Genomic DNA, 24689 nt, shown 5'->3' with positions numbered 1-24689 from the left:
TTGGGGATGAATTGCCAATGCGTCGCCCGACCGTTTCGTTTGGGTGACGGAACCCTTCCCCTTCATACGCCTGGCGTTCGGCAACGGGCGGCGGATGCAATTGCCGGGCCGGAAACGGGCCATCAAAAGTTGCAGAAAAAGATTGACTCTCGCTGCCGCCTGAGTGAGCTTCGCCGGGAAAAGACGGGGAAAAAATCAAATCATCATGTCACCAGAACGCTTTAATCAATGCCTGCGGGTGATCCGCTGGACGCCGATCAATATTGCGTCCGCGCTGCAATGCGAACTTTCATGGATCGAGGCGCTGGAAGCGGGCAACGAGGAGGTTCCCGCTGGCCTGGCGACATGGCTGGAAACGCTGGCGCAAGCCCATGAGGCTCTTCCGCCTCCGTCCACCTACAGAGGAAAACGGTCGACATTCTGACGCGGCCGGCAGCTTTCAGCCTTTACCAACGATTGGATTATTTGAAATGAAATATGTCATAGCAGCTCTTGGCCTGATCGCCTTCTCAAGCCCCGCCCTCGCGGCATCCTGCGAAAAGAACTTCACCGTCTCAGGCGTACCGATGGTGACGGCTGTCTCCTACAAGTCCTGGCAGGAACTGCCCAAGGCGAAAGCGCCCGCTGTGCTTCAAAAGCTCGCTCAGGCCGTGGCGGCGGAAGGTTTCTCCGGCATCCAGATCAACAAGGCGCTGTCTTCCATCGACGCGCACCAGGAGACCAGCGGCAGCGGCAGAATTCAGACGCTGCGGGTCGTGGCCCGGCAGAAAGGCGCCGCGGTGCGAATTGATGCTGTCTTCAACATTCAGGCAGGACAGATCGCGGACAAGAACGTCATCCGCGGGGGCATCTGCAATATCATCAATGGCGCGTGACGCACGGTGAATAAACTGCCCCTTCGCAGTCTCGACGCCGGCGCAAGCTGACATCGAAAAAGGGAGCGGCAGAGCGGGTGCGGCGCATCTGTGGCGGAACGACCGCGCCGGCTGGCCCGGCAGGGGCGGCGGACATATGCGGGCTCATGCCGTTGATGGCGGTGCTTATGGCATGGCGGGCGACCCCGGAATCTGCGATGGGTGCAGGCAGGGATAGTATCCGCGGCCGGTGCAGGCTGTGAATCGACGGGGAAAACATGCCGATCTATGAACTGGCTGCCGTGGGCGCCGCGACGTGCTGGGCGATAACCGGGCTTCTTGCCGCAGGCCCGGCGGGGCGGCTTGGAGCGCTGGCCTTCAACAGGACGCGGCAGCTTTTTGTCGCCGCTTTGCTGGGGGTCTATGTGCTCGCGTCAGGCTCCTGGCGGGAGCTTCAGCCCGAGGCATTGTCGTCGCTTCTCCTTTCCGGCTTCATCGGCATTTTTGTTGGCGACACACTTCTCTTTACCTGCCTCAACCGGCTGGGGCCGCGCCGTTCGGGAATCCTGTTTGCGCTGAATGCCCCGATCGCCGCACTGCTGGCATGGGCGGTGCTTGGCGAGCAGCTTACCGCAAGCGCCATTGCCGGCATAGGCCTGACACTCAGCGGCGTACTGCTGGCAATCCTCTTTGGCAAGCGCAAGGCGCAGTTGCATGAGTGGGAGAGCGTGAAGGGGCCTCTCTGGCTCGGCGTGCTCTTCGGGCTTCTGGCAGCGCTCAGCCAGGCGGTCGGCTCGCTCATCGCACGGCCCGTGATGGCGACCGGGATCGATCCTCTTGCCGCTTCGATGCTGCGTGTCGGGGTGGCCGCCCTTTGCCTGACTGCGCTTACCATGCTGCCTATCGACGCGGTTCGGCCCAAGCGCCCGATGACCCGAAGCCTGTTCCTCCAGACGGCGTTCACGGGCATCATCGCCCTGGCTTTCGGCATGACGCTGCTTCTTTTTGCCCTTTCCGGCGGCAAGGTCGGCATTGTCTCGACACTGTCGGCAACCACGCCGGTGATTATCCTGCCGCTGCTGTGGCTGAGAACGCGGGAAGTGCCGGCGCCCGGCGCATGGGCCGGCGCCGCACTTGTCGTGACCGGTATGGCGCTCATGTTCTGGAGATAAGTTCAACCCGATGGGAAACGGGTGCGGAAATACCTCATCCACGTCGAGACTTTTCACGCCGGGATTCAGACAGCAATGACCACTTGCTAAGCAACTTTTGCGTGCTTAAAAGGCGGCTAATATCAGTTCGTTAGAGAGGACCAACTTCGTGGAACAGGAAAACATCCAGACCGGCAAGGGTCGGCGCCGGGCGCTTTGGGCGGCGGTGGCAATTATTGCCGTTGCTGCCGCAGGCGTCATCGGCGGCAAGACCTTCTACGAAGCAAAGGTCAAGGAACTCGTTGCCCGCAGCGGCGCGACCGCCACTTCCATCGAGGTCGATTTTCTCGGGAAAATTCATGTTCGCGATCTGACGCTGCCGCTTGAAGACGACAAGCATTTCAAGATCGCGGCTATCGACGGACGTCCGAAACTTCCGTTTCTGGACGGCGCACTTGATATGACGACCATCGATATCGATGTGCCCACCGGAAAGATTTCGATGGCGCAGGCCCGCGTCGAGAATGCCGCTTTCGAGGAGCCGGGACAGTCGAAAGAAAACGGCAACTCCCTGCCCCGGCGCATCGAGCGCTTCGCAGCGGCGCGTATTTCCACGCCGGAGGTGACGTTTACCCAGTCCGTCGCGACCACCGAGCAGAAGACAGTTTACAAGAACGTCGCTCTCTCCGACATCGCCGGCGGTCGCATTGCCCGCTATTCGATCGACAATGGCGGCTACGATATCAAGATGCAGCTTCCCGACAGCGACGGGGCGATGAAGGACAAACATATGGTCGTCTCGACCGGCGTTATCGCCGGCGAGAACATCGATGTCGCTTATCTCGCCCGGCTGTATACGGAAAAGGCCGGTCCTGAAGACAAAGAAGAAAAACCGCTTTACGGGCCGCTCTCCGTCAAGGCTGTCTCCTTTTCTGACGGAGACGGTCATTTCAGCTATGATGAAATCCGCAGCGACGGCTTTACCGCCCGCATGCCGTCTGAACCGCTGCTGGAGACCCTGAAAGCGCTGACGACCACGCAAAATCCTGACGAGCTTTCACCGGAAGCGCGCCAGGCGCTTTTCGCAAAGGTCGTGTCCATTCTCGACATGATCGGCAAAAGCAACATGCAGCTCATCGGCTTCAAGGTCGACGCGCCGGATGAAAAGGAAGGGGCGGCTGGCAAAAGGGTCAAGGCCACCATCGACCGCATCGACATGCAGATGGACAGCCGCAAGCTCGACTTCGGCTTGAATGGCATGTCGATCGGAGACGGCGACGGCAAGATCGAAGTCGCGGAAGCAAGCCTCAAGGGCTTTGACTGGAGTTCGACGATCAAGGGAATTTCCGAGATCATCGCGCTCGACGAGACGCAGATCGAGACCTTCCAGTTTAACCGCCTGATACCGGAACTTGGCCGGGTGCGCGTCGGCGGCATCAACGTCGATATGGCCGCGCCGGAAAAGCCGGAGGAAGAAACGACGGGAACGCCTGAGCGTATCAAGTTCTCACTCAAGAATTTCGAGATGGGGCTGACCAAGCCCTTCAACGGCATCCCCACCGATATCGAGATCAGGCAGGACGAGCTCACGCTTCCGATCCCCGCCGACTCGGAAGAGGAGGTTTTCGTCGAAGCCCGCAAACTGGGTCTTGAAACGCTCGCCTTCTCTTATGGCCTTGCGGCCGGCTGGGACGAACCGAACAGCAACCTGGTGATCCGTGACATCTCGCTCAGCAGCAAGGATTTCGGCAGCGTCAATTTTGCCGGTCTGGTAAGCGGCTTTACCGAAGAGTTCTTCTCTTTTGACGTCAATCGCGCGCAGGCCGCGCTCTTCGGCCTCGCCGGCCGCGAGGTGAAGCTCACGATCAAGGACGAAGGTTTGATGGCCAAGGCGATCAAGCTTTATGCCCTGCAGAACGATATGACGGAAGATCAGGTGCGCGCCACTTTGACACTGGTGGCGAGCATGATGCTGCCGCAGGTGGCAGTTGAACAGCCCAAGCTGCAAAACGCGGTGGAAGCGCTCGTCCAGTTCATCAGCAAACCCGGGACCCTGACGGTAACGGTCAAATCTACGGGCGCAAATGGCCTCGGTATTTTTGACCTGGTTGCCGCCTCCGACAATCCGATGGGTCTCCTCGACAAGGTCGACATTCAGGCGACGGCCGAATAAACCGGCCACTCCTCCGGCAGTCTCAAGCTTGGTTTTCCGAGTTTGAGACCGCCGGAACTGATATTCTCATGAGATTATGACCTGAACCTCTGAGAAGCCCGCCCTCCCGCGACCAAGGCCATGAGGAGCATCAACATGAAAACCGAGCAACTCACTTTCGGCCCCGGCGAGCAGGTTCCCAACAATCAGACCTTTGCCGTCGTCATTTATCGAAATGTCGGCACAGACTTTCATTCCGCGGATTTCGAAGCGATATTTTCCCGCAACGGATGGAGCGGCATCTGGCGCAATGGCGTGTTCGACTACCACCACTACCACAGCGGCGCACACGAGGTTCTGGGCGTGGGGCGTGGTGAGGCGACATTGCAGATCGGCGGGCCGGAGGGGCAAGTCCTTGATGTCACGAAGGGTGACTGCCTGATACTGCCCGCCGGAACCGGCCATATGAAGCTGACGTCCTCTGCGGATTTTCAAGTGGTCGGTGCTTATCCGCCCGGTCAAAAAGCCGATATTCAGACATCTGCACCAAGCGCGGAAATGCTTGAGCGGATAAAATCCCTACCAAAACCTGAGACAGACCCAGTGCATGGCGCCTCAGGCGGCCTGATGGAAATATGGCGCTGAGGGCCAGCCCGCCGATCTACCCTTATACCCGGCAGGCATGGGCTTTCAGCCCAAGATTTTACCCAAGGGCGGCGTGCCGTAGCTAATGCAGCCACTCGCAACTATAAGCGAGGACGGGCTCGGCAAAGCCCTTCAGCCTGTAACGATCGCCATGCACGAGGACATCAGCGTCGCCATATTCCTGGAAGGTCTTGTCCGATATCAGGATCTGATCGCTCCCAGCGGCCGCGCAAAGCCTTGCAGCCAATTGCACGGTCGTGCCGAAGAAGTCATTGCTGTCTTCGATTGGCTCACCACAATCCAGTCCAATGCGGATGTGGATGGGCTCCCCTTTGTCACTGTTGTAACGATGGAACTCGCGCTGGATATCAATGGCGCAGTCCACGGCAAACGGCGCGGAGGAGAACACCGCCATTATGCCATCACCGGTATGTTTGACCTCCCGTCCCGATCGTCGCCCCAGACAACCACGTACGAGAGCATCGTGCGCCCGGACGAGTTCCGCCGCCATACGATCACCGAGGCGGGCCGTCATCTCGGTTGAACCGACAATGTCAGTGAACAGGATCGCACGGTGGCCGGCATCCATATCTTTCGAGACAGCCCCAACCGCCACCGGATCCTGTATTCGCCCGAGAAATGCTTCCACCGCCGACAGCGCCACTTCCACCACTTCACTGGCGACAAACCCGTGCGCTTCGCGATGCACGCACTGCGCGGTTGCGGCGTCCGGGGCATCCATAAGGCAAAAGGCCGTGCCACGTCTTTCATCAAACCAGTAGGTCAAGAACCTGACTCCATACTGATCCTGGATATTGAGATCTTTAAGGTGTGCCGCGGCAATATCCGCGGCGGAAACGCCAGCGAGCTCGTGCCGGTCCATGAAGATAGGCATTGGTTCCTCCCAAGAGTATTTCGTTGCCTCCTCTGCAAGCCATTCTATGACGTCACCGCATGGTCGTCTATCGTTCTTACGGGTGACTCCGGACAAGGCGGGAGCACCGGAAAGGGCGATATTCATTCGCGTTAGAATTTCGGGCACTGACGACCTCTTACCTGCGCTTGACCATACGCCGCAGCAGCGAGCCGGATCGCGCCTTGCGGGGGATGAGGTGGACGTCGCTGACCAGCTTTGCGCCGCCTTCCCGACGTTCCAGCGTTATCTTTCGGCTATGGAAGGCCTCGAGCTCGGCACGATGCGCCACGCTGATGATCGTGGCGTCTGGCAATTCATCGATCACCGTCTGCATCATCCTGTCCTGGCTTTTTTCGTCGAGAGCTGCTGTCGCCTCGTCCATGACGATGATGTCAGGATTATTCAGCAACAGGCGGGCAAAGGTCAGCCGCTGTTTTTCACCGCCTGACAGCGTCTGGTCCCAGGGCGCTTCCTCTTCCACTTTGTCCTTGAGATGGCCAAGACCGACCTTGTCGAGAGCCTCCCCTATCTCTTCGAAAGTCCAGCTCTCGGCCGCCTGCGGGTAGCAGACCGCCCGGCGAAGGGTGCCAGAGGGGATATATGGCCGCTGCGGTAACATGAAAAGCCGGCTGTCGGCGCGAAAACTGACGCTGCCCCCGCCCCATGGCCACAGCCCCGCGATTGCCCGCACAAGCGTGCTTTTGCCGGATCCGGATTCGCCTGCGACGAGCACTCTTTCTCCCCGCCCGATTTCGACATCGGTCTCTTTGACGACAGCCGTACCGTCGCCGAGCGAAACCGAAACATCCTTGAGGCTCAGCATCGTTTCGCCTTCCGTTTCACCACGGACGATCCGGCCAAGCTTTTCGCTCTGTTCGGCCCGCTCGAGCCCGTCAAGCGACATCATCAGGGAGGCGACGCGGCGTGCGCAGGCATTCCAGTCCGCCAGCCGGGGATAGTTGTCGACCAGCCAGCCGAAGGCGGATTGAACGATGGTGAAAGCGGATGCCGCCTGCATAACTTGACCGAGTGACATGCTGCCGTCGAGAAATTTGGGCGCGCAGAGAAGAAGCGGAACAACGGGCGCAATCAACATCGATCCATGCGACACGACAGTGGTGCGCATATATTGCTGCGCCATCTGCTTCCACTGCTGCCGGACATTGCGGAACCTCCTGTCGAGGTCGCTTCGCTCCTCCTCTTCGCCGCCGAGCAGGGCGATACTTTCCCCGTTTTCTCGGACGCGGGTCAGCGTGTAGCGGAATTCCGCCTCCAGCTGGTTCTTGACCTCGGAAACCCTGACGAAGTTCCGGCCGATCAACGCGATGGAACTCGATGTGATGAGCGCATAGATCACCGCCGCAATCACGAGAAAGCCGGGTATCGTGATCCATGCCCCGCCGATCGGCAGCGTCAGGGCACCGCCGATCGTCCACAGGACAACGATAAAGGTGGAAGCCGACACGAAGGCGGCAATGACGCCCGCCACGAAATCCACGGGTGCTTCGGTGGCGATCCGCATATCCTCCGACAGCCTCGCCTCCGGATTTTGATGGTCACCATCGATCAGGTTGAGCTGGTAATAGCGACCATGGCCAATCCATCGGGAGACCAGCACCTTGGTCAGCCAGGAGCGCCAGCGCCGCTGGATGCGCATTCTGACGTAGACCTGTGAGGTCACGATCATAACGCTTCCGAGAACCAGCGGTGGGAAAATGGAAGCGAGAAAATAAACCGTGGATGCATCCCGCTTTTCAATCGCGTCGAAAATCCCGCGATTCCAGACGTTGATGCCATATTGGAAACCGACATTTATGCCGATCATCGCCAGGAGCCCGATGGAGAAAGGCCATGCCAATGCATCGCCACGACGGCTCCAGAAACCCCGCGCGCTGATCCAGAAACGTTTCAGAAGATATTTCTTGCGGGCCTCTTCGGCCTCCTCTGGTGTCAGACCCGAAGCAGGTTCCATTTCCTCCGGCGGGAGGGGATCATCCGGGGTATTGTTAGCATGGATATTTTCTGCACCATTCTGGCCGGTGCCATCGACTGGTTGTGGTTTTGGTTCAGCATCGGTCATGGACGCTTAAACGGATGGCGGTTTGAAAGGTTGCCGATCCTGAATGATTTGCCTTTGGCCCAAGGCGGCCGTGCTAGCGACCTCTGGTTTTTCTCCACTTCAGCAGATATCCAAATCCCGGTCCGAGCAGAGCGCCGGCAATGATCCATTCCATCAGGCCTAGTGGGCTTTCATCGGGATCGTGCCCGGTCAGATAGAGAAAGAGGAAAAAAGCCGCCAGGCCGCCGATGATGAGTGTGGCGGCGATAATCAGGTCCCGCGAAGAATTCGACATGGCAGTCGTCTCCAAAATGGCTGTATCTGCAGTTCATGTAGCACACTCAGGCCGAGTTGATTCACGCCTTTGACTTTGAAGCGAATATTTTCGCTTCACTCGGCAGGACCGTCGGCTTCAATATCGGGATCATAGCGCTCGAGAACCGTCATGACAGCCTTGTTCCCACTATACTGCCGCTTGAGGCGTGCCAACCCGGCGTCGCTTCCGCGGCACAGCCGGTTCAGTGCTTCTTCTATCTGGGCACGGCGATCACTGTCAGTGGCTTCCTCACCACGGAAATGATCACAGCCATCGCGGCGGATGACGAAAGCGCTGACATCATCAGGAAGTGAGGGTTGCTGAGCAAATGACGGCGCTGCCAAACCTATCAGCGCCAATGCGACGCCGGCACGTTTCCCCCGATGACACCCCATCATCATTCGACTTGATCCTCCAGTCGCTTCGCAACGGCTTCGTAGTGCCGCGCCGAGGCGGCATTGCCATCCCGGGCATAACGCCCGGCCACTTCCCGCGCAGCTTCGGCCGCCAGCCGGAAGGCGTCCAGCCCGACCTGTGGTTCCTGCTGCGTATCACCGCCGATATCGCCATTGCTGAACGCGCCGACGCGATAACCTTCATCATCGATAACGCCAATTACCGGCACACCTGCCTGCATTCGCCCATAAAAAGCAGGACCGGCCCGGTCACCGTCTCGACGGCGAAGCATGCCGAGGCCGGACGCCTTGTTCCCGGGACACGCGCCGGTCCAGTATGTCGGACCCACGGTGAGCGACACGGGTGACACAAATTCGCAATGGCTGGCGGGATCCCCGGTCCATATCAATCCACTCACCGGTTCATGCGCATGAGCAATCGATGCGAAGGCGATCCACGCCACGACTGCGGCCTTCAGTGGTTTCGAGTGCTGCAACGTCATGTCTTCTCTCCAGCCCGGTGCACGTCCGTTTTTGTGAACGGTTTTAGCCGAGCCGTGTAGCGAACAACAGTCGCATTTTGCTGATGCCGGGATCTATGACGGTGTGGCCCATGCCCGATATCGGAACCATTTGTCCCGTTCTGCGCTCTTATCCCTGAGGGAGCAGTTTAATGGACACGCGCGTCACACATCGCAGAACCTCTATTGCCGGGGTGGAGACTTTCTACAGGGAGGCTGGCCTGCGGGATGCGCCGGTCATTCTGCTGCCGCACGGCTACCCCTGTTCATCCTTCGAGTTCCGGAACCTCATGCCCAGATTGGCCGACAGGTGGCGGCTGGTCGCACCGGATTTTCCAGGCTTCGGCTACAGCGGCAATCCCGAAACCTTTTCCTGTACCTTTGACGGTTATGCCGCTTGGCTCAATGCTTTTGTTGAGACGCTTGGTCTCGATCGTTTTGTTCTTTACCTGCACGACTTCGGCTCTCCGATCGGAGCACGGCTTGCAATCATGAATCCGGATCGGATCGTGGGTCAGATCATCCAGAATGGCGACATTCCCTATGAAGACGCGCTGGGGCCGAAATATGCCGACATCGAGAAGTTCTGGTCGCTGCCCGCAGACCGGATGCGCGCCGCATTTCGCGATGCCGTCACCCAAGAGAATTTCCGCGACGAGTTTCTGAATGACGTCCGTCCTGAGCTTGCCACACTCATTTCTCCTGACCTCTGGCAATTGCATTGGAGTCTTGTGACCGAAAGGAGAAAGGATATTGCGGCGGAACTGCTTTCCGACCTGAAGGCAAATCGCGACTGGTTTCCGATCCACCGCCGCTACCTGCAAACCTATCGGCCGCCGACTATCATCATCTGGGGACCGCAGGATCATTACATGCCCGAGCGCTCCGCCCGCGCCTATCTCCGCGATCTGCCGGATGCCGAGGTTCATCTGCTGGACGCAGGACACTGGCTGTTAGAAACGAACCTCGACGACGCTGTTCCGCTCATCAGGAGCTTCCTGGAACGAATCAGCTGGTAAATCAATTATTATCAGATGCTTACGTCTGTTTTCTTATCAACATTGGAAGAGAAGGTGGCGCTATGCGGCTTTCGCTTTCCGGTAATTTTTTGTTTCGCGTATTATCCAATCACGAAACGCAACCACGCTTGGGTGATGGGCTTTTCTCTCCGGATAGACAGCGTAATAAGAGTCCCCCGAAAGGATCGGCTGCCCGAACGGCAAGTGCAATTCGCCGCGCTCGAGTTCGCCTTCCACATAACAGATCGGTACAACAGCAATGCCGGCTCCATGCAGGGCCGCATTGATGATCATGTCGTTATGAGCAAATCGGGTCCCGGAAATTCGTCCCCTGTAGTCGAGGCCCGAAAGCCTGAGCCAGTTCAGCCACATGCTGGGACGGCTGGCATTCTGCAACATGGGAAAAAGGGCGAAATCCGTGGGGCGCAATTGCGCCCCGGCCTGTATCAGCCGCGGAGACGCAATCACTGCGATCTCTTCCGCAATCAACTCCACCGATCTGGCATGTTGCCATGTTCCAACGCCGCGCAGAATCGCAACATCAAGCCGTGTGGTTTCGAAGTCGACATCCGGGGTCGCGAGCATCACCTCAACCGGCGCTTCCGGATTGGCGCGAATAAATCGGTCGAGACGCGGCGGCAGCCATCGCGTACCCATGGCCGGATGCGTGCCGATCATTAACGAACTGTCGATCGTCCGCCCCCTGACCGCGTCGATTGAAATCTCCTGGAGCTTGTCGAGCGTGAGCGCGAGTTCGCGGTAATAGTTCGCGCCGATTTCAGTCAGCACCAGACGTGGCCCGGAGCGGTGAAACAGCGATACGCCGAGAAACTCTTCCAGGTTCCGTATCTGCCGGCTGATGCCGCTTTGAGTAAGGCCCAGATCTTCCGCCGCGCGGGTGAAATTCATATAACGCGCAGCGGCTTCGAAGGCGTGAAGCGCAGACAGCGATGGCAAATAACGTCTCATATCGTCCCCTTGTTCATCATGAATAAAAGTCATGAAAGAGGAAGATTTCAACGTTTTTGTTTTGGTGCGCTGTCGTTAAACAATTGGCGATCCGGCAAACGCCAAAAGCCGACCTCATGAAGCCGGAGAATGCCGGTGGGGCAAGCCATCGGAAAACCTGGAATGCGCGGATAAAACCTCGCGATCTGGCGAAGACAGATCGCTTCATAATAAAGGGGAACTTCATGAAAAGACGTGATTTCAACAGACTGCTGGGGTTGGCAGCCGCCGCAGGGGGCACATCCCTCATTTCCGGGAAGATGGCATTCGCCGCCGGCAGCCTGGAGCGTATCAAATCGTCCGGTGTTCTTCGTATCGGCGGCGTCGCCGACGGTGCGCCCTATTATCAAAAAAGCCTGACCGACGGAACATGGCGCGGATTCTATATCGATATCTGTCAGAAACTGGCCGAAGATCTGGGCGTCAAACTTTCGATCCTCGAAACGACCTGGGGTAACTCGGTTCTGGATTTGCAGGCAGACAAGATCGACGTGTTTTTCGGTCTGAACCCAACACCGGAGCGCCAGAAAGTCATCGACTTCTCCGGCCCGGTGTTCAAGAACGCTTTCACCCTTGTAACGCGCAAGGGCCTGGGAGGGAAAAACTGGGAGGATTTCAACAAGCCCGATATTCGCATCGCCGTCGATGCCGGCTCGTCACACGATGCGGCGGTCTCCCGACATACGCCGCAGGCGACGATATCGCGCCTGAAGACGGCAAGTGATGCGACCGCCGCCCTGCAGGCAAAGCGCGCCGACGCCCAGTGCCTTGTCATGGTTCTCGCCCTTTCGCTGCGTGCGAAGAACGCCTCGATCGGCGATATCGTGATGCCCTCACCCGCGGACTTCACGACGTCCAATGCCGGTTTCAGGCGGGAGGAGGATCATTCCTGGCGCGACTATGCCAATAGCTGGATCACCTCCCATCGGGAAAACAACTTCATCAGGGACGCGATCATTAGCAACATGGCTCTGGTGGGCGTCAAGGAAAGCGACTTCCCAAGTGGATTTGAAATCTGATTGATTAGCGGCGGGGCTTCAGGCCCCGCATCCTTCAACTCGGATTATCGGACATCGATTATATGTATGAATGGGATTTCTCCATCCTGTGGGGCTATCGCTGGCTCCTTCTACAGGGGCTTGGAGTTACGATCAGCTTCACGATTGCAACCGTCATCGGCGGACTGACGGCAGGCCTTGCCGGCGCCATCTGCCTGCTTTCGAGATTTGCGGTTCTGCGTGGATTATCGCTCGGCTTCATTGAAATCTTTCGGTGTACGCCAGTGCTCGTGCAGTTGATCTGGTGTTATTACGCGCTGCCCATGATCGCCGGCGTGGAGATGACGCCGATTGCGGCGTCGCTGCTCGCGCTCTCGTGTTATGGCGGTTCATTTTACGCCGAAATCATCCGCGGCGGTATCGTGTCGATCGATCCCGGACAATCGGAAGCGGCGGCGGCGCTTGGCATGACACCCGCACTTTCCATGCGCAGGATCATCCTGCCGCAAGCACTGCGCCGGATGGTCCCGGCCCTGATGAACCAGTCCATTCTCCAGTTCAAGAACACATCCCTTGTATCCGTTCTGGCCGTTCCGGATCTGGTTTACCAAGGACAGATGGCTGCACATGACAGCTTCCGACCGCTGGAGACATACACTGCGGTTGCCGTTGCCTATTTCATCATCCTCTTCCCGCTGACGCTTTTCGTGCGCAGCCGTGAACGCAAGCTTGGAGAAGGGCGATGACGACATCAAACCCCATGATCGATATTGCTCGACTTCGCAAAAGCTTCGGACCGCTTGAAGTCCTCAAGGACATCAATATCCATGTCGAACAAGGAGGTGTCGTTGCCCTTCTCGGCCCGTCCGGTTCCGGCAAATCGACACTGCTGCGCTGTATGAACCTCCTCGTCGTCCCGGATGCCGGGAGCATTCGTGTCGGGGAAACGAGCTTCCAGTTCGGCATGTCGGCGCCGCGTCCGAGCGTCAGATCGCTGGCGTCATTTCGCGCCCGAACCGGCATGGTATTCCAGAATTTCAATCTCTTTCCGCATATGACCGTTCTTGAGAATGTTATCGAGGCACCGATCCATGTCCGGCGTCTCGAGCGCAGGGCCGCGACCGATCTTGCCATGTTCCAGCTTGAGAAGGTGGGATTGGCGGACCGGGCAAACCAGATGCCGCAGACGCTTTCGGGCGGCCAGAAGCAGCGTGTCGCCATCGCCCGTGCGCTCGCAATGGAACCAGAGGTGATGCTCTTTGACGAGGCGACGTCGGCTCTCGACCCCGAACTGGTGGGCGAAGTGCTACAAACAATCCGGAAACTTGCATCGGACGGAATGACGATGGTGATCGTGACACACGAAATCGCCTTCGCACGCGACGTCGCCGGGCGGGTGGTCTTCATGCGGGATGGCTACGTGGTCGAAGAAGGACCGGCGCAACAGGTCATCGAAGCGCCGACGATGGAAGCGACCAAAACATTCCTGAGCCATTTCCACAAGGGCATGGCCCCGCGTTCCAGTCTCTAAAGCAGGACACATATGATGGAAACTATCAGCAATCTTCGCGTCTTTCTTATCGAAAGCCCGATCAAGATGACCCGGCTGCAGGGTGTAGGAAACGTCAAGGGAACGGTGAAGCGCGTGCTGGTCGAATTGACCTCGTCATCCGGCATCGTCGGATGGGGTGAGGCAGCCCCCTGGGAAGTCTTCACCGGCACCGCCGAAGCGGCTTTTGCCGCGATCGACGTCTATCTCCGTCCGCTCGTGACAGGTGCGCCGGTTAACCGGATTAGGTCCCTGTCTCTCAGGATGAAAAAGGCTCTGGTCGGACACGGCGAAGCGAAGCTTGCCATCGAAACGGCGATGTTCGATATCCTCGGTAAATCCGCGGGGCTGTCCATGGCCGACCTCATCGGAGGACGGTTTCGCGACAGGATACCCCTTTCCTTCTCAATCGCCGATCCCGATTTCGCTGCCGACATGGAGCGGATGCAACAGATGGTTCCCCAGGGAAACTGCATCTTCAAGGTCAAGACCGGCGTGAAATCCCATCGCGAAGACCTCGCACACCTCGAGGCGATGCGGAACGCCTTCGGGGACACGATCGATCTCCGCCTCGACTACAACCAGGCGCTCGAACCCTTTGGAGCGATCAGCGTGCTGCGTGATGTCGAAGGTTTCAGCCCGACCTTCATAGAGCAGCCAGTCCCTCGGGAATGCCTTGCAGCAATGGCCTCGTTTACCGCCGGTCTGGATACGCCGATCCTTGCCGACGAAAGCTGCTTCAATGCCCAGGACCTGATGCAGATCATTCCCTTGAAGGCCGCGGATGCCATTTCCGTAAAGCTGATGAAGGCCGGCGGCATATTCGAGGCGCAAACGCTGATGGGTATAGCCGATCTCATCCACATGCCCGGCTATGGAGGCACCTTGTGGGAAGGAGGCGTCGCCCTTGCGGCCGGAACGCAGTTCATTGCGGCGATGCCGGGAATTTCACTGGGTTGCGAATTCTACATGCCGCACCACGTTCTTACCGAGGATGTACTGGAAGAAAAAATCGCAAACAGTGACGGGCACGTTATCGTCCCTGACGGACCGGGATTGGGAATAACGGTTTCGGAGCATTCGCTGCGGAGCAACGCCCGCGTACTCGCCGAAGCCTGATCATACGCCAGACCACAAGACCTTCTTCGACTTCGGCACCGCGTGGCCGGAGAGGGAAAAATCTGTCCGAGGAAACAGAAATGACGGAAGCGGCAAAGAAAAATATTGTCGTCATCGGAAGCGGAATTGTTGGCGCCTGCAGCGCTCTGGAGCTGGTTCGCGACGGCCATCAGGTCACTTTGCTCGACATTGGTGAGGCAGGCGGGAGGCAGGCGGCAAGCTACGGCCATGGTTGCTGGATAAGCCCTGCCTCCGTCGTCCCCATGTCCACGCCCGGGCTCTGGAAGAAGATACCCGGATTCCTGCTGGATCGCCGCGGTCCTCTCGTTATCCGCTGGCGTAACCTCATCCAACTTCTGCCATGGCTCCTGCGGTTTCTCGTTGCGGGGTCATCGTTAAGGCGTGTCGAGGCGACGGCTCTTGCACTTGATAAACTTCTTCATGACAGCCCGGAACGCCACGAGGCGCTTGCTCTCGAGGTCGGGTCACCTGCCCTCATCCGCAAGGAGGGCCTGCTTTACGTCTATCCAGACCGGCAGGCTTTCGAAGAGGAAAAAATCTCGTGGCGGCTGCGCAAGTTGACCGGGCTTCGCTGGCAGGAACTCGATAAGCCGGCATTAAAAGCACGCGAGCCCGGCCTTGATAACCGATATGGCTTCGGCATTCTGGCTGAGCGCGGCGCACACTGCGTAGATCCCGGCGCCTATGTGGCAAAGATCGTTGACAAGGTCCGGGAGCGGGGTGGCCAAATAATTCATACGAAAGCGACCGGCTTCCATCTGAAGGATGGTTGCCTGCAGGGTGTCGAAACAGAATTCGGCATCCTCGCCTGCAACGCGGCAGTCGTATCGGCCGGAGCATGGTCAAAGCCCCTCGCTCTTGATGCCGGTGACCATGTGTTTTTGGAAAGCGAGCGCGGTTATCACACGGTTCTCAAGATCGATGCTGAGGGACCTCGTCATCCGATCATGCCGAGCGACGGCAAGATGGCCAACACACCAACCCTGGCAGGCCTTCGACTGTCCGGGCAGGTGGAACTCGCGTCAATTAACGCTGAGCCGAACTGGGAAAGAGCCGATATTCTCGTTGAGCACGCCCGGACTTCATATCCTGCGCTCAATACCGCAGGACTGAGAATCCTCGACAGGTGGATGGGACATCGGCCCTCCACGCCGGACGGCCTGCCTGTCATTGGCCGCTCAACGGTCTCGCCAGATGTGTTTTACGCGTTCGGGCACGGACATGTCGGATTTGCATCGGGTCCGATGACCGGGAAGATAGTCGCCAACTACTTCGGCGGCAGAAGAATGGCTCTTGACCTCAGCGCCTATTCCCCACGACGATTTAGCCGCAAAAGAAGGAAACTTGAGCGCGCATTATCCTGAACATCCGCACAAGCTGCGTCGAAACGTATTTTATGGCGATATTCAAGGCGTAGACCTGCTTACGCCGGAGAGCCCATGAAAGAATGTTTTGTCCGTATTCACAAAGGCAGAACAGACCGTGCTGCCGATTTCGTACAAATCTCGCGAACAAGCGAGCGAAGCCATCTGTGGGTGGGGTCGGCATCGAAACGCGGGTGCCATGCCTGGGAGATGGCGAGCGCGTCCGTCTCCACCGGCATGGTAAAGGAGGCCAGATCGCGCCGTGCGACCTTTGTCAGGCGATCCGGCATGGTGGTGATGTGGTCACTCGCTCGAACGATTTCCAACGCATCGGCAAAGCTTGCCACGGCCAGGCTAACGGTGCGGGCATGACCGAGGGCGGCGAGCGCCTTGTCGATCGGGCCCTCGAAGCGACCCCGTCGCGAGATGGAAATATGCGGATAGGTCGTAAAACCGGCCAGCGTCACAGCGCTTGCAATGATGGGGTGGTCTTTTCGAACAACCGCAACATAGCGATCGTGAAATAGCGCCTGCAGCCGAACCTCCGGCCCCATCGCGCCGATCACGCCGATGTCGAGATCGACCCTACCCTCGCGCAGGGATTCCACATCCTCCTCGCCCTGCGGGGCAAAACGCATCCGGGCTTTGGGCGCATCGGCAGAAACTGCAGTGGCAATTGCGGCGCCGTAAGTTGCGACAAAGCCGTCATTGGCGCGAATGACGAAGGTCCGGTCGATCTGTGCGGGATCGATCTCGCCTTCGCCGCGCACGATCTCTTCCGCGTCCACCACGACCCGGCGCAGACGTTCCCTTAGGGCTTCGGCCCTTGGCGTCGGCACGAGGCCGCGTCCCGCCCGCACCAGAACCGGATCGCCGAGCAGGTGGCGGATACGGCCCAGCTGTCGGCTCATCGCCGGAGCGGAGAGGTTCAGACGCTGGGCGGCCCCCGCAACACTTCCCTCTGACAGAAGCGTGTCGAGGGTGACCAGAAGATTCATGTCGATCGGGGTTCTGATCTTCTCGCTCATATCCGTATCCGCAGCCCACCATGGAGTGCACCTTATGCACTTATAACTTAGCTACATTGCACTGTATGCAACAAATGTCGGAGGCTATCAACGATCGAAAATCAACGGCTCCAAGGAGCATTTTTCGATTGGAATGAACATGTCATCACACACCATCGCCCTAACCGCTTCAGGCCATGCGGCCCATCACCGGCCGGTCAGATCCGGCCTTGTCCTTGCCGGCCTTTCATTGGCCATCCTCCTTTCACAGCTCGGCACCAACATCGTCAACGTCGCCTTGCCGACACTGGTCACGAGCTTTTCGACAAGCTTCGGCGCGGTCCAATGGGTGGTCGTCAGCTATCTGCTTGTCGTCACCGCGCTCATCGTCGGCGTCGGCCGCTTCGGGGATCAGCTCGGCAAAAAGCGGCTCTATCTCTGGGGATTGGCCATCTTCATGGTCGCATCGATCATTTGCGCCCTCTCATCCACACTCCCGCTGCTGATCGCCGGGCGCGTGGCGCAGGGGCTTGGCGGCGCGATCATCATGGCTCTGTCCTTTGCCTTTATCGGCGAGGTCTTTCCGAGGGAACGCACCGGCTTTGCCATGGGTGTGCTCTCGACTATGGTGTCCTTCGGTATAGCGCTGGGGCCGTCGCTTGGCTCGCTGGCGCTTGCCGCCTTCGGCTGGCAGGCGATGTTCTGGCTGAACCTTCCTTTCGGCATCCTCGCCTACCTGCTGGTGAGCCGCTACCTGCCGGCGTCCGTTGATACGCCAAAACATTCCGCTCCCGCTGCGCGCTTCGACTGGCTGGGTACGGTGCTGCTGGCGGCGACGCTCGGTGCCTATTCGCTGGCGATGACCTTTTCCGGCACGCGGGGATTTGGCGATACGCTGGTTATCCAGCTGGCCTTCGGCGCCCTCATTGGTCTTTCGTTGTTCCTCGGCGTTCAGGTGAAGGCGAAAGCACCGCTTTTGGGGCTCTCCATGTTTCGCAACCTTCTTCTTTCCACCAGCATGACCATGAGTGTTCTGGTTTATGCGGTGATGATGGCGACGCTGGTGCTGGGACCGTTTTTCCTGTCGAAGGCGCTTGGGCTGAATACTCGATCTGTCGGCCTGGTCATGACCGCCGGTCCGCTCGCTGCGGCTCTGATGGGCGTTCCTGCAGGTTTCATCGCTGACCGGATCGGCGCGAAGATTACGATGGTGATCGGGCTTGCTCTCTTCACCATTGGCAGCTTCGTGATGTCGTGGGTGACTGCAACAGGCGGCGTAACGACCTATATCGCCGCGATCCTGATGATCAGCATTGGCCTTGCCTTCTTCCAGACGCCAAACAACGTGGCAGTGATGGCCAATGCACGGCCCGAGCAACGCGGGTTCGTCTCCGGCCTGCTGGCGCTCGCCCGAAATCTCGGCCTCATCACCGGCGCTTCTTTGATGGGGGCAATCTTTTCATACGCAGTTGGCGACGCCGCCACGGCCAGCCCGGAGGCGATCACATCAGGCATGCGCCTCTCATTCCAGATCGCCACGCTGATGGCCGCAGCAGCTTTCCTTCTGGCTCTGTCCACTCTTCGTCGCCGCAGCGCCGCCTGAACGACTCCGCGAAAGAAAAGAAAATGAAACACGACAATAACAACCTTGGACGTCCAATCCCGCCCGAACGCAGATTGCTTGTTGCGGCGGTGCGCGAGGTGCATCTCGTTACCCCGCATATGAAGCGGATAACCGTGGGATCAAACGCGCTAGAAGGTTTCCCGGTCCGCCGGCCGGCGCAATGGGTCAAACTGTTTGTCCCGACACCTGAAAGCGAAAAGCCAAGCGGTAGGGCCTATACGATCCGCTATTATTACAAAGGCGATGCCGAGATGGATATCGACTTCGTTCTGCATGGTGATGGTCCGTGTTCTTCCTGGGCGGAGCGGGTCCGGATCGGGGATGTCATCCAGCTCGCCGGGCCGCGCGGCGGCTTCAGCCTTACCCCTGATGTGACCCACCTTCTGATCGGTGGTGACGAAACGGCGCTGCCCGCGATCGGCGCGATCCTTGAAGACTTGCCCGCCGGGATCAAGGTGATGGCCTTTATTGAAATCCCGGACAGGCGTGACATTCAAACGATCGTCACGATGGCGGATGCCGATATCACGTGGTTACCCCGCAATGGATCGCCTGCCGGAACAGGCACGGCTCTTCAGGAAGCGATGACGGCTGCCAGTCTGCCGCGGGGACAGAGCGAGGTCTGGTTCGCAGCAGAGTCTACGGTCGTGAGAACGGTGCGACGCCATTTCCAGATCGATCAGCAGTTCGATCGCAATCGAATCACCGTCTCAGGGTACTGGAAGAGCGGCGAGACAGATTTCCGTGATGCCGAAGGCGATGAGCGGTGACTGCCAATGAACCCCGACTGAATAATGCCTTCAGCTTCCGTTCCGACGGGACCGTCTAAAACAAAGACGTTCAACCGCGGTCTTATCCGCCTGAGGAGACACAGTCATGATCCGGAATTCTTTCATTGCAAGTGCACTCGTCGCTCTCGTCGGCATCGCCGCCACGGCACCCGCCATGGCCAATGATGTGCGCATTGAACAATATGGCTGGTCCAACTCTGCCGGTGGTGCACAGGAAGGCTATGGCAACCGGATCCGCACCTACCAGAACGGCGGCTACAACCGGATTGTCGGTCACCAGTATGGCCGGCATAATCTTTCGGCTGTCGGCCAGGAGGGGCACGACAATTACGGCTCCACCTATCAGAACGGCAGCCGCAACGTGGCCGGCATCGGCCAGTTCGGTTCAAACCACACCACCATCCTGACGCAGGACGGCAACGGCAATATCGCAGCCGGCGTGCAGGTGGGCCGCGGCTGCAGCGCCAATGTGAGCCAGGGCGGCAACGACAATGTCGCGGCCTTCGTTCAGGCCTGCCCCTAACGGGCCGAATGACGTGAAACCGGTCGAGATCGAAACATCAGATCATCAGGGAGACGAGCCATGCCCCATAGCGTCAGACATCCGCGCCGCCTGGCGGCGATCCTTGCACTGGCACTGCTTCCCGCCGGCGCCGTTGCGGCCATCTCGACCGCAAGGGAACCGGCAGAGGGAAAGGTCTGCGAGATCAGGGCAACGCCGCAGGCGGGCATGGTGAAGCTCGAGGCCTTTGTCGGGGTCGACACACCTGCCGACGGGACCTACGCCTTTCACGTCGAAACATCCGGAAGCCGCGGACGTTCGGTCATCAACCAGGGCGGCGACTTTGGTGCTGCCGCCGGACGTTCGCAACTGCTGAGCGCGGTGACGCTCGATGCCAAGGGAGCCCGCTACAAGGCGGTGCTCGATATGGTGATCGATGGCAGGAGCTTCAGCTGCACGAAGCAGGTTGGCAGCGACTAAGCTGCGGCATGCTTGTGAATTACCCCAGAAAGGGCGCCGCTTAGGGTGCCCTTTTCTTTTGATCGTGCCGAACGACTGAACGACATGTGAATGGGCAATTCCGGTCGGGTTCAGTTGCGGGATGCGATTATGGATCATCGGCAAGGCGCTGACAGATGGAGATCAGAATGACCCGCAACATATTGAAACTTCTTACCGTTACCCTGCTTGCTGGTGGGCTCGCACCCCTTGGATTTGCCGCACCCGCCCATGCCGGCGGCCGCATCTCCTTCGACCTCGCACCCGGCAATACCGCCGATGGCGATCTGCTTTCGACAGGTCTTCGCGCCTATTCGCTCTACCGTGGCCTGAAAGATGCCGATATCCGCCAACTCGGCCGCGGCAACGCCGCCGGCATCGCCCAGAACGGCGGCGGCAATCTCGGCTTTATCCGGCAACGCGGCACCGGCCATTCCGCAACGCTGCAGCAGAATGGCAACAACAATGCCTATGGCATCATCCAGTACGGCCGCAACACGGACACCAATGTGGTGCAGGATGGGAATAACGGCAGCGGACTGACCTTCAGCTATGGCTGGTAAGAAAGGCGGTCCGTCCGATCATGGGTCGATCGGAAAGGCGAATCCCGCCTTCACGCGGTCCATGACGACCATCGTCTTGAACCCCTTGATATCATGGTTCTCGTAGAAGAACCGGCGTGTGAAGGCTTCATAGTCTTCCATGTCCTTGGCCGTGATCACCAGGATGAAGTCGGCATCACCAGTCACATAATAACCGATCATGACCTCCCGCGTGGCGCGAATGGCGGCCTTGAAGCGATCGACAATATCGGCCCTTTCTCGCTCCAGCGAGACGAGAACGATCATGGTGATGCCACGCCCGACGGCCTTGGGCGAAATAATTGCCACGTCGGCTTCGATCACCCCCTCATCACGCAGGCGCTTTAACCGACGCTGGCAGGCGGTTGGTGACAGGTTGACGATTTTGGCCAGCTCTTCCGATGTCAGGCGATTGTTTTTCTGCACGGCGTCAAGCAGCGCTCGGTCGGCTCGGTCAATCTCATTCATGCGGGATCCCTGCGTTTTTATATAAAACTAAGCATTATTCCTGCGTCAAAGCGCGCTTAAACGCTGCCGGTCAATCATGCAGCGCAGTTAAGCTTCTGCCAAATAAAAAGGGAACCTGCTCATGAAAGCTATCGCCAGCGCAGCGCTGAAAAATCTTCAACGACCGGAGCTGATCGAGCATCGTGCCTTTCTTGGCGGTCAATGGGTGGCGCACCAGAAGACTCTGGGCGTTGTCGATCCGGCAAGTGGTGATCATCTGCTTGATGTGTCCTCCTGCACAATTGACGATGTCGATACCGCAGTGGAAGCAGCCGGCAGCGCCTTTTTGGCGTGGCGGGACATGCTGCCCGTCGAACGCGGCGATATTCTGCGCGCATGGGGCCGCCTGATGCGCGACAATCTCCGTGACCTCGCCACCATCATCAGCGCCGAACAGGGAAAGCCGCTGTCGGAATCGCTCGGCGAAATTTCCTACGCCGCCGGTTTTCTCGACTGGTTTGCGAGCGAAGGCGAGAGATCCTATGGCGAAACAATTCCAAGCCACCTTAAAGGCGGCAATCTTTCCGTGCGGATGCAGCCGATCGGCGTCACGGTGGCCATCACACCGTGGAATTTCCCCTCAGCCATGATCACCCGCAAAGCGGGCGCGGCGCTTGCTGCCGGCTGCACGATGATCGTCAAACCGGCGCCCGAAACACCGCTTTCGGCGCTGGCCCTGGCAAGGCTGGCGCAGGAAGCGGGCATGCCGGCAGGCGTGTTGCAGGTTCTGCCCGGTGAAGCCGCGCCGCTTGCTCGTCGGTTGCTGGAACACACGCAGGTGCGGGCTTTTTCCTTCACCGGCTCCACCGAGGTTGGACGCCTGCTCCTCACGCAATCGGCGGCGACCATCAAGAAAGCCTCGCTGGAACTCGGCGGTCATGCGCCCTTCATCGTCTTCGGCGATGCGAATCTCGCTCAAGCCGTGAAGGGCTGCCTTGCCGCCAAATTCGCCACATCGGGACAGGACTGCCTCGCGGCGAACCGCATCTATGTTCAACGCGGGCTTTATGACCGTTTCATTGATCGCTTTGCCAGCGCAACCGCCAAACTGACGGTTGGCCATGGCCTTGAACCCGGTATCGACATTGGTCCGATGACACGCCCCTCTGTCGCCGAAAAGTGCCGACAGCAGATCGCGCAGGCTCAGTCTGCCGGCGCGCGCCTCGTCTGCGGCGGACAGGACAGTCCGCTCGGCGGCAATTTTGTCACGCCCACCGTGCTCGCCGACGTGACTGACGACATGCTGATCGCCTGCGAAGAAACTTTCGGTCCGGTCGCCGCCATATTGCCCTTCGATGAGGAGCAGGAGGTGATCCGCCGCGCCAATGCGACGGAGATGGGGCTTGCAGCCTACGTCTACACCAACGATCTCGGGCGGGCGATGCGCCTGACCGACCAGCTCGAATACGGCATGGTGGCGGTCAACACACCGAAATTCACCGGCGCGCCCATTCCATTCGGCGGCTGGAAACAATCAGGCCTCGGCCGCGAGGGCTCGCGCCACGGCCTCATGGAATATCTCGAACCCAAATATGTCTGCTTCGGTAATCTGGCTGCATGAAAGGAACTCGCCTATGACCATCGACATCAAGACTATCTCGGAAATGGATCGAAATGCGGTTCTGCATCCCTTTACGCAGTTGAAGGATTTCGCCAGCGGCAAACTCGGCGAACCGACCATCGTTGAAACCGGCAAGGGCATCCGCATTCAGGACGCCCATGGCCGGCAGCTTATCGATGGCTTTGCGGGGCTTTATTGCGTCAATGTCGGTTATGGCCGCACCGAGGTGGCCGAGGCCATTTCCCGTCAGGCCTACCGGCTTGCATATTACCATTCCTACGCCGCCCATACGACGGACGAACTGGCCATTCTTTCCGACCGGTTGGTGAAGATGGCGCCCGGCAAGATGAGCAAGGTGTTTTATGGCATGTCCGGTTCCGATGCCAACGAGACCCAGGCCAAACTCGTCTGGTATTACAACAATCTGCGCGGCAAGCCGCAGAAGAAGAAAATCATCTCCCGCGAACGGGGATATCACGGCTGCAGCGTGGTCTCGGGCTCCATGACCGGCATGAGTTTTTATCATGACCATATGGACCTTCCGCGCGCAGGCATCCTCCATACCGGTGTTCCGCATCACTATTGGGGCGCGGAAGCCGGCGAAACGGAACTCGAATTTTCCAGGCGGCGCGCCGAAGAGCTGGAAGAGCTCATTCTACGCGAAGACCCGGACACGATCGGCGCCTTCATTGCCGAACCTGTCCTCGGCACCGGCGGCATCACGCCGCCGCCGGAAGGTTACTGGCCGGCGATACAGGCCGTCCTCAAAAAATACGATGTCCTGCTGATTGCCGATGAGGTCATCACCGGCTTCGGCCGGACCGGCTCCATGTTCGGTTCACAACATTACGGGATCGAGCCAGACCTGATCACGGTCGCCAAAGGGTTGACCTCGGCCTACTTCCCCCTTTCAGGCGCGATTGTCGGCGAGAAGGTCTACAAGGTGATGGAGGAAGGGGCGGATCGCGTCGGCGCATTTTCCCATGGCTACACCTATTCCGGCCACCCGATCGGTGCGGCTGCGGCGAATGCCGTGCTCGACATCGTGGAAAAAGAAAACCTGCCGGGCAATGCGCGGGCCGTCGGCAGCTATTTCCAGGAGCAGCTGAAGGCGAAATTCGCGCAGCTTCCAATCGTTGGAGAGGTGCGTGGTGTCGGCCTGATGGGCGCAATCGAATTCGTCGCTGATCGGGAAAAGAAGGCCCGTTTCGCCCCCCATCTCACGGTGGGCGCTCGCGTTTCCAAGGCAGCGCGCAACGGCGGTCTCATCGCACGGGCCATGCCACATGGCGACATTCTGGGTTTTGCGCCGCCGCTGGTCACGACCCGGGAAGAGGTGGACGAGATCATCGCCATAGCCGAAGCAGCCGTCCGCAGCGTCATGGATGATCTGGTTCAGGCCGGCGAGAAAATCTGACCCTCAGACGTCGCGTTCACGGGCACTACCGCTGCTCATCTGCACGGCAAAGAGATGACAGTTGCGCCTATTTGCGGTGCAAGTGTCATCTCCTCTGCATAAGGCTTCATCTTT

26 protein-coding genes are annotated in these 24689 nt (G+C 58.9%); 18 read left to right on the top strand and 8 right to left on the bottom strand.

What is annotated here, in order from left to right:
* Nucleotides 1-205 precede the first annotated feature (205 nt).
* The 5 genes from ASB65_RS24785 to ASB65_RS24765 all read left to right on the top strand — a co-directional run bounded on the left by ASB65_RS24785 (nucleotide 206) and on the right by ASB65_RS24765 (nucleotide 4802).
* Nucleotides 206-424, top strand: coding sequence for a hypothetical protein (locus tag ASB65_RS24785; protein ID WP_003505772.1), 219 nt, complete (start codon nucleotides 206-208; stop codon nucleotides 422-424).
* A 46-nt stretch (nucleotides 425-470) separates the two neighbouring features.
* Nucleotides 471-875, top strand: coding sequence for a hypothetical protein (locus tag ASB65_RS24780; RefSeq protein ID WP_060725684.1), 405 nt, complete (start codon nucleotides 471-473; stop codon nucleotides 873-875).
* A gap of 257 nt (nucleotides 876-1132) precedes the next feature.
* On the top strand, nucleotides 1133-2026 hold the full coding sequence (locus tag ASB65_RS24775; RefSeq protein ID WP_060725683.1) for a DMT family transporter: 894 nt from the start codon (nucleotides 1133-1135) through the stop codon (nucleotides 2024-2026).
* Between the two features lie 148 nt (nucleotides 2027-2174).
* On the top strand, nucleotides 2175-4178 hold the full coding sequence (locus tag ASB65_RS24770) for a hypothetical protein (RefSeq protein ID WP_060725682.1): 2004 nt from the start codon (nucleotides 2175-2177) through the stop codon (nucleotides 4176-4178).
* A 135-nt stretch (nucleotides 4179-4313) separates the two neighbouring features.
* Nucleotides 4314-4802, top strand: a complete 489-nt coding sequence (locus ASB65_RS24765) for a cupin domain-containing protein (RefSeq protein ID WP_060725719.1) — start codon at nucleotides 4314-4316, stop codon at nucleotides 4800-4802.
* 82 nt (nucleotides 4803-4884) lie between these two features.
* Here ASB65_RS24765 and ASB65_RS24760 read toward each other — a convergent pair whose 3' ends face one another.
* The 5 genes from ASB65_RS24760 to ASB65_RS24740 all read right to left on the bottom strand — a co-directional run bounded on the left by ASB65_RS24760 (nucleotide 4885) and on the right by ASB65_RS24740 (nucleotide 8985).
* Nucleotides 4885-5697 (bottom strand): nickel-binding protein, encoded by an 813-nt coding sequence (locus tag ASB65_RS24760; RefSeq protein ID WP_060725681.1) that lies wholly within the window; start codon nucleotides 5695-5697, stop codon nucleotides 4885-4887.
* A gap of 157 nt (nucleotides 5698-5854) precedes the next feature.
* Entirely contained in the window at nucleotides 5855-7798 is a 1944-nt protein-coding gene (locus ASB65_RS24755; RefSeq protein ID WP_060725680.1) for an ABC transporter ATP-binding protein/permease, read from the bottom strand.
* Between the two features lie 73 nt (nucleotides 7799-7871).
* Nucleotides 7872-8072, bottom strand: coding sequence for a hypothetical protein (locus ASB65_RS24750; RefSeq protein WP_060725679.1), 201 nt, complete (start codon nucleotides 8070-8072; stop codon nucleotides 7872-7874).
* 95 nt (nucleotides 8073-8167) lie between these two features.
* Nucleotides 8168-8494 (bottom strand): hypothetical protein, encoded by a 327-nt coding sequence (locus ASB65_RS28420; RefSeq protein WP_174014803.1) that lies wholly within the window; start codon nucleotides 8492-8494, stop codon nucleotides 8168-8170.
* On the bottom strand, nucleotides 8491-8985 hold the full coding sequence (locus ASB65_RS24740) for a hypothetical protein (protein WP_376905248.1): 495 nt from the start codon (nucleotides 8983-8985) through the stop codon (nucleotides 8491-8493). Before ASB65_RS24740 ends, ASB65_RS28420 begins: the two co-directional genes overlap by 4 nt.
* A 176-nt stretch (nucleotides 8986-9161) precedes the next feature.
* On the opposite strand from ASB65_RS24740, the gene ASB65_RS24735 reads away from it, so the two are divergent.
* Nucleotides 9162-10028, top strand: coding sequence for an alpha/beta fold hydrolase (locus ASB65_RS24735; protein ID WP_060725676.1), 867 nt, complete (start codon nucleotides 9162-9164; stop codon nucleotides 10026-10028).
* Nucleotides 10029-10088: 60 nt separating this feature from the next.
* Here the strand turns inward: ASB65_RS24735 and ASB65_RS24730 are convergent, their stop codons facing one another.
* Nucleotides 10089-11030 (bottom strand): LysR substrate-binding domain-containing protein, encoded by a 942-nt coding sequence (locus ASB65_RS24730; protein ID WP_233283024.1) that lies wholly within the window; start codon nucleotides 11028-11030, stop codon nucleotides 10089-10091.
* Between the two features lie 191 nt (nucleotides 11031-11221).
* On the opposite strand from ASB65_RS24730, the gene ASB65_RS24725 reads away from it, so the two are divergent.
* The 5 genes from ASB65_RS24725 (at nucleotide 11222) to ASB65_RS24705 (ending at nucleotide 16087) form a co-directional block, all read left to right on the top strand.
* A complete protein-coding gene (locus ASB65_RS24725; RefSeq protein ID WP_060725718.1) occupies nucleotides 11222-12055 on the top strand; it encodes a transporter substrate-binding domain-containing protein in 834 nt (277 codons plus the stop codon).
* Nucleotides 12056-12117: 62 nt separating this feature from the next.
* Nucleotides 12118-12780, top strand: a complete 663-nt coding sequence (locus ASB65_RS24720) for an amino acid ABC transporter permease (protein ID WP_060725674.1) — start codon at nucleotides 12118-12120, stop codon at nucleotides 12778-12780.
* The gene (locus ASB65_RS24715) at nucleotides 12777-13565 is read left to right on the top strand and encodes an amino acid ABC transporter ATP-binding protein (RefSeq protein ID WP_060725673.1); all 789 of its coding nucleotides are present in this window, start codon (nucleotides 12777-12779) and stop codon (nucleotides 13563-13565) included. Before ASB65_RS24720 ends, ASB65_RS24715 begins: the two co-directional genes overlap by 4 nt.
* A gap of 15 nt (nucleotides 13566-13580) precedes the next feature.
* On the top strand, nucleotides 13581-14702 hold the full coding sequence (locus ASB65_RS24710; protein ID WP_236734593.1) for an enolase C-terminal domain-like protein: 1122 nt from the start codon (nucleotides 13581-13583) through the stop codon (nucleotides 14700-14702).
* 80 nt (nucleotides 14703-14782) lie between these two features.
* Entirely contained in the window at nucleotides 14783-16087 is a 1305-nt protein-coding gene (locus ASB65_RS24705) for an NAD(P)/FAD-dependent oxidoreductase (RefSeq protein ID WP_060725671.1), read from the top strand.
* Nucleotides 16088-16185: 98 nt separating this feature from the next.
* Here ASB65_RS24705 and ASB65_RS24700 read toward each other — a convergent pair whose 3' ends face one another.
* The gene (locus tag ASB65_RS24700; RefSeq protein ID WP_080868647.1) at nucleotides 16186-17115 is read right to left on the bottom strand and encodes a LysR family transcriptional regulator; all 930 of its coding nucleotides are present in this window, start codon (nucleotides 17113-17115) and stop codon (nucleotides 16186-16188) included.
* A gap of 139 nt (nucleotides 17116-17254) precedes the next feature.
* Here ASB65_RS24700 and ASB65_RS24695 point away from each other — a divergent pair, with 139 nt between their 5' ends.
* The 5 genes from ASB65_RS24695 to ASB65_RS24675 all read left to right on the top strand — a co-directional run bounded on the left by ASB65_RS24695 (nucleotide 17255) and on the right by ASB65_RS24675 (nucleotide 21072).
* Entirely contained in the window at nucleotides 17255-18697 is a 1443-nt protein-coding gene (locus ASB65_RS24695) for an MFS transporter (protein ID WP_060725716.1), read from the top strand.
* 74 nt (nucleotides 18698-18771) lie between these two features.
* The gene (locus tag ASB65_RS24690) at nucleotides 18772-19488 is read left to right on the top strand and encodes a siderophore-interacting protein (protein WP_162266798.1); all 717 of its coding nucleotides are present in this window, start codon (nucleotides 18772-18774) and stop codon (nucleotides 19486-19488) included.
* A gap of 106 nt (nucleotides 19489-19594) precedes the next feature.
* Nucleotides 19595-20032: a curlin gene (locus tag ASB65_RS24685; protein ID WP_060725669.1), complete on the top strand. Its 438-nt coding sequence runs from the start codon at nucleotides 19595-19597 to the stop codon at nucleotides 20030-20032.
* A gap of 60 nt (nucleotides 20033-20092) precedes the next feature.
* Entirely contained in the window at nucleotides 20093-20491 is a 399-nt protein-coding gene (gene csgH / locus ASB65_RS24680) for a curli-like amyloid fiber formation chaperone CsgH (RefSeq protein ID WP_060725668.1), read from the top strand.
* Nucleotides 20492-20658: 167 nt separating this feature from the next.
* Nucleotides 20659-21072 (top strand): curlin, encoded by a 414-nt coding sequence (locus ASB65_RS24675; protein WP_060725667.1) that lies wholly within the window; start codon nucleotides 20659-20661, stop codon nucleotides 21070-21072.
* Nucleotides 21073-21090: 18 nt separating this feature from the next.
* On the opposite strand, the gene ASB65_RS24670 is transcribed toward ASB65_RS24675, so the two are convergent.
* Entirely contained in the window at nucleotides 21091-21558 is a 468-nt protein-coding gene (locus tag ASB65_RS24670; protein WP_060725666.1) for an Lrp/AsnC family transcriptional regulator, read from the bottom strand.
* Nucleotides 21559-21679: 121 nt separating this feature from the next.
* Here ASB65_RS24670 and ASB65_RS24665 point away from each other — a divergent pair, with 121 nt between their 5' ends.
* Together ASB65_RS24665 and ASB65_RS24660 are read left to right on the top strand one after the other, a co-directional pair.
* Nucleotides 21680-23158 carry an NAD-dependent succinate-semialdehyde dehydrogenase gene (locus ASB65_RS24665; protein WP_060725665.1) on the top strand — a complete coding sequence of 493 codons (1479 nt, stop codon included), beginning with the start codon at nucleotides 21680-21682 and terminating at the stop codon, nucleotides 23156-23158.
* A gap of 13 nt (nucleotides 23159-23171) precedes the next feature.
* Entirely contained in the window at nucleotides 23172-24575 is a 1404-nt protein-coding gene (locus tag ASB65_RS24660; protein WP_060725664.1) for an aspartate aminotransferase family protein, read from the top strand.
* Nucleotides 24576-24689 lie beyond the last annotated feature (114 nt).

The organism is Agrobacterium tumefaciens str. B6, from assembly GCF_001541315.1.
Classification (GTDB): Bacteria; Pseudomonadota; Alphaproteobacteria; order Rhizobiales; family Rhizobiaceae; genus Agrobacterium; species Agrobacterium radiobacter.
Note: the sequence above shows the minus strand (reverse complement) of the source record. Positions and strands in the feature narration are given on the sequence as shown.

Bases quoted from the DNA above. Each gene is read 5' to 3' on its own strand.
- ASB65_RS24750 (WP_060725679.1), bottom strand. From the start codon at position 8,072: ATGTCGAATTCTTCGCGGGACCTGATTATCGCCGCCACACTCATCATC.
- ASB65_RS24660 (WP_060725664.1), top strand. From the start codon at position 23,172: ATGACCATCGACATCAAGACTATCTCGGAAATGGATCGAAATGCGGTT.
- ASB65_RS24775 (WP_060725683.1), top strand. From the start codon at position 1,133: ATGCCGATCTATGAACTGGCTGCCGTGGGCGCCGCGACGTGCTGGGCG.
- csgH (WP_060725668.1), top strand. From the start codon at position 20,093: ATGCCCCATAGCGTCAGACATCCGCGCCGCCTGGCGGCGATCCTTGCA.
- ASB65_RS24725 (WP_060725718.1), top strand. From the start codon at position 11,222: ATGAAAAGACGTGATTTCAACAGACTGCTGGGGTTGGCAGCCGCCGCA.
- ASB65_RS24765 (WP_060725719.1), top strand. From the start codon at position 4,314: ATGAAAACCGAGCAACTCACTTTCGGCCCCGGCGAGCAGGTTCCCAAC.
- ASB65_RS24710 (WP_236734593.1), top strand. From the start codon at position 13,581: ATGGAAACTATCAGCAATCTTCGCGTCTTTCTTATCGAAAGCCCGATC.
- ASB65_RS24735 (WP_060725676.1), top strand. From the start codon at position 9,162: ATGGACACGCGCGTCACACATCGCAGAACCTCTATTGCCGGGGTGGAG.
- ASB65_RS24670 (WP_060725666.1), bottom strand. From the start codon at position 21,558: ATGAATGAGATTGACCGAGCCGACCGAGCGCTGCTTGACGCCGTGCAG.
- ASB65_RS24760 (WP_060725681.1), bottom strand. From the start codon at position 5,697: ATGCCTATCTTCATGGACCGGCACGAGCTCGCTGGCGTTTCCGCCGCG.
- ASB65_RS24700 (WP_080868647.1), bottom strand. From the start codon at position 17,115: ATGAGCGAGAAGATCAGAACCCCGATCGACATGAATCTTCTGGTCACC.
- ASB65_RS28420 (WP_174014803.1), bottom strand. From the start codon at position 8,494: ATGATGATGGGGTGTCATCGGGGGAAACGTGCCGGCGTCGCATTGGCG.
- ASB65_RS24755 (WP_060725680.1), bottom strand. From the start codon at position 7,798: ATGACCGATGCTGAACCAAAACCACAACCAGTCGATGGCACCGGCCAG.
- ASB65_RS24685 (WP_060725669.1), top strand. From the start codon at position 19,595: ATGATCCGGAATTCTTTCATTGCAAGTGCACTCGTCGCTCTCGTCGGC.
- ASB65_RS24665 (WP_060725665.1), top strand. From the start codon at position 21,680: ATGAAAGCTATCGCCAGCGCAGCGCTGAAAAATCTTCAACGACCGGAG.
- ASB65_RS24730 (WP_233283024.1), bottom strand. From the start codon at position 11,030: ATGACTTTTATTCATGATGAACAAGGGGACGATATGAGACGTTATTTG.
- ASB65_RS24720 (WP_060725674.1), top strand. From the start codon at position 12,118: ATGTATGAATGGGATTTCTCCATCCTGTGGGGCTATCGCTGGCTCCTT.
- ASB65_RS24695 (WP_060725716.1), top strand. From the start codon at position 17,255: ATGTCATCACACACCATCGCCCTAACCGCTTCAGGCCATGCGGCCCAT.
- ASB65_RS24675 (WP_060725667.1), top strand. From the start codon at position 20,659: ATGACCCGCAACATATTGAAACTTCTTACCGTTACCCTGCTTGCTGGT.
- ASB65_RS24715 (WP_060725673.1), top strand. From the start codon at position 12,777: ATGACGACATCAAACCCCATGATCGATATTGCTCGACTTCGCAAAAGC.
- ASB65_RS24705 (WP_060725671.1), top strand. From the start codon at position 14,783: ATGACGGAAGCGGCAAAGAAAAATATTGTCGTCATCGGAAGCGGAATT.
- ASB65_RS24780 (WP_060725684.1), top strand. From the start codon at position 471: ATGAAATATGTCATAGCAGCTCTTGGCCTGATCGCCTTCTCAAGCCCC.
- ASB65_RS24785 (WP_003505772.1), top strand. From the start codon at position 206: ATGTCACCAGAACGCTTTAATCAATGCCTGCGGGTGATCCGCTGGACG.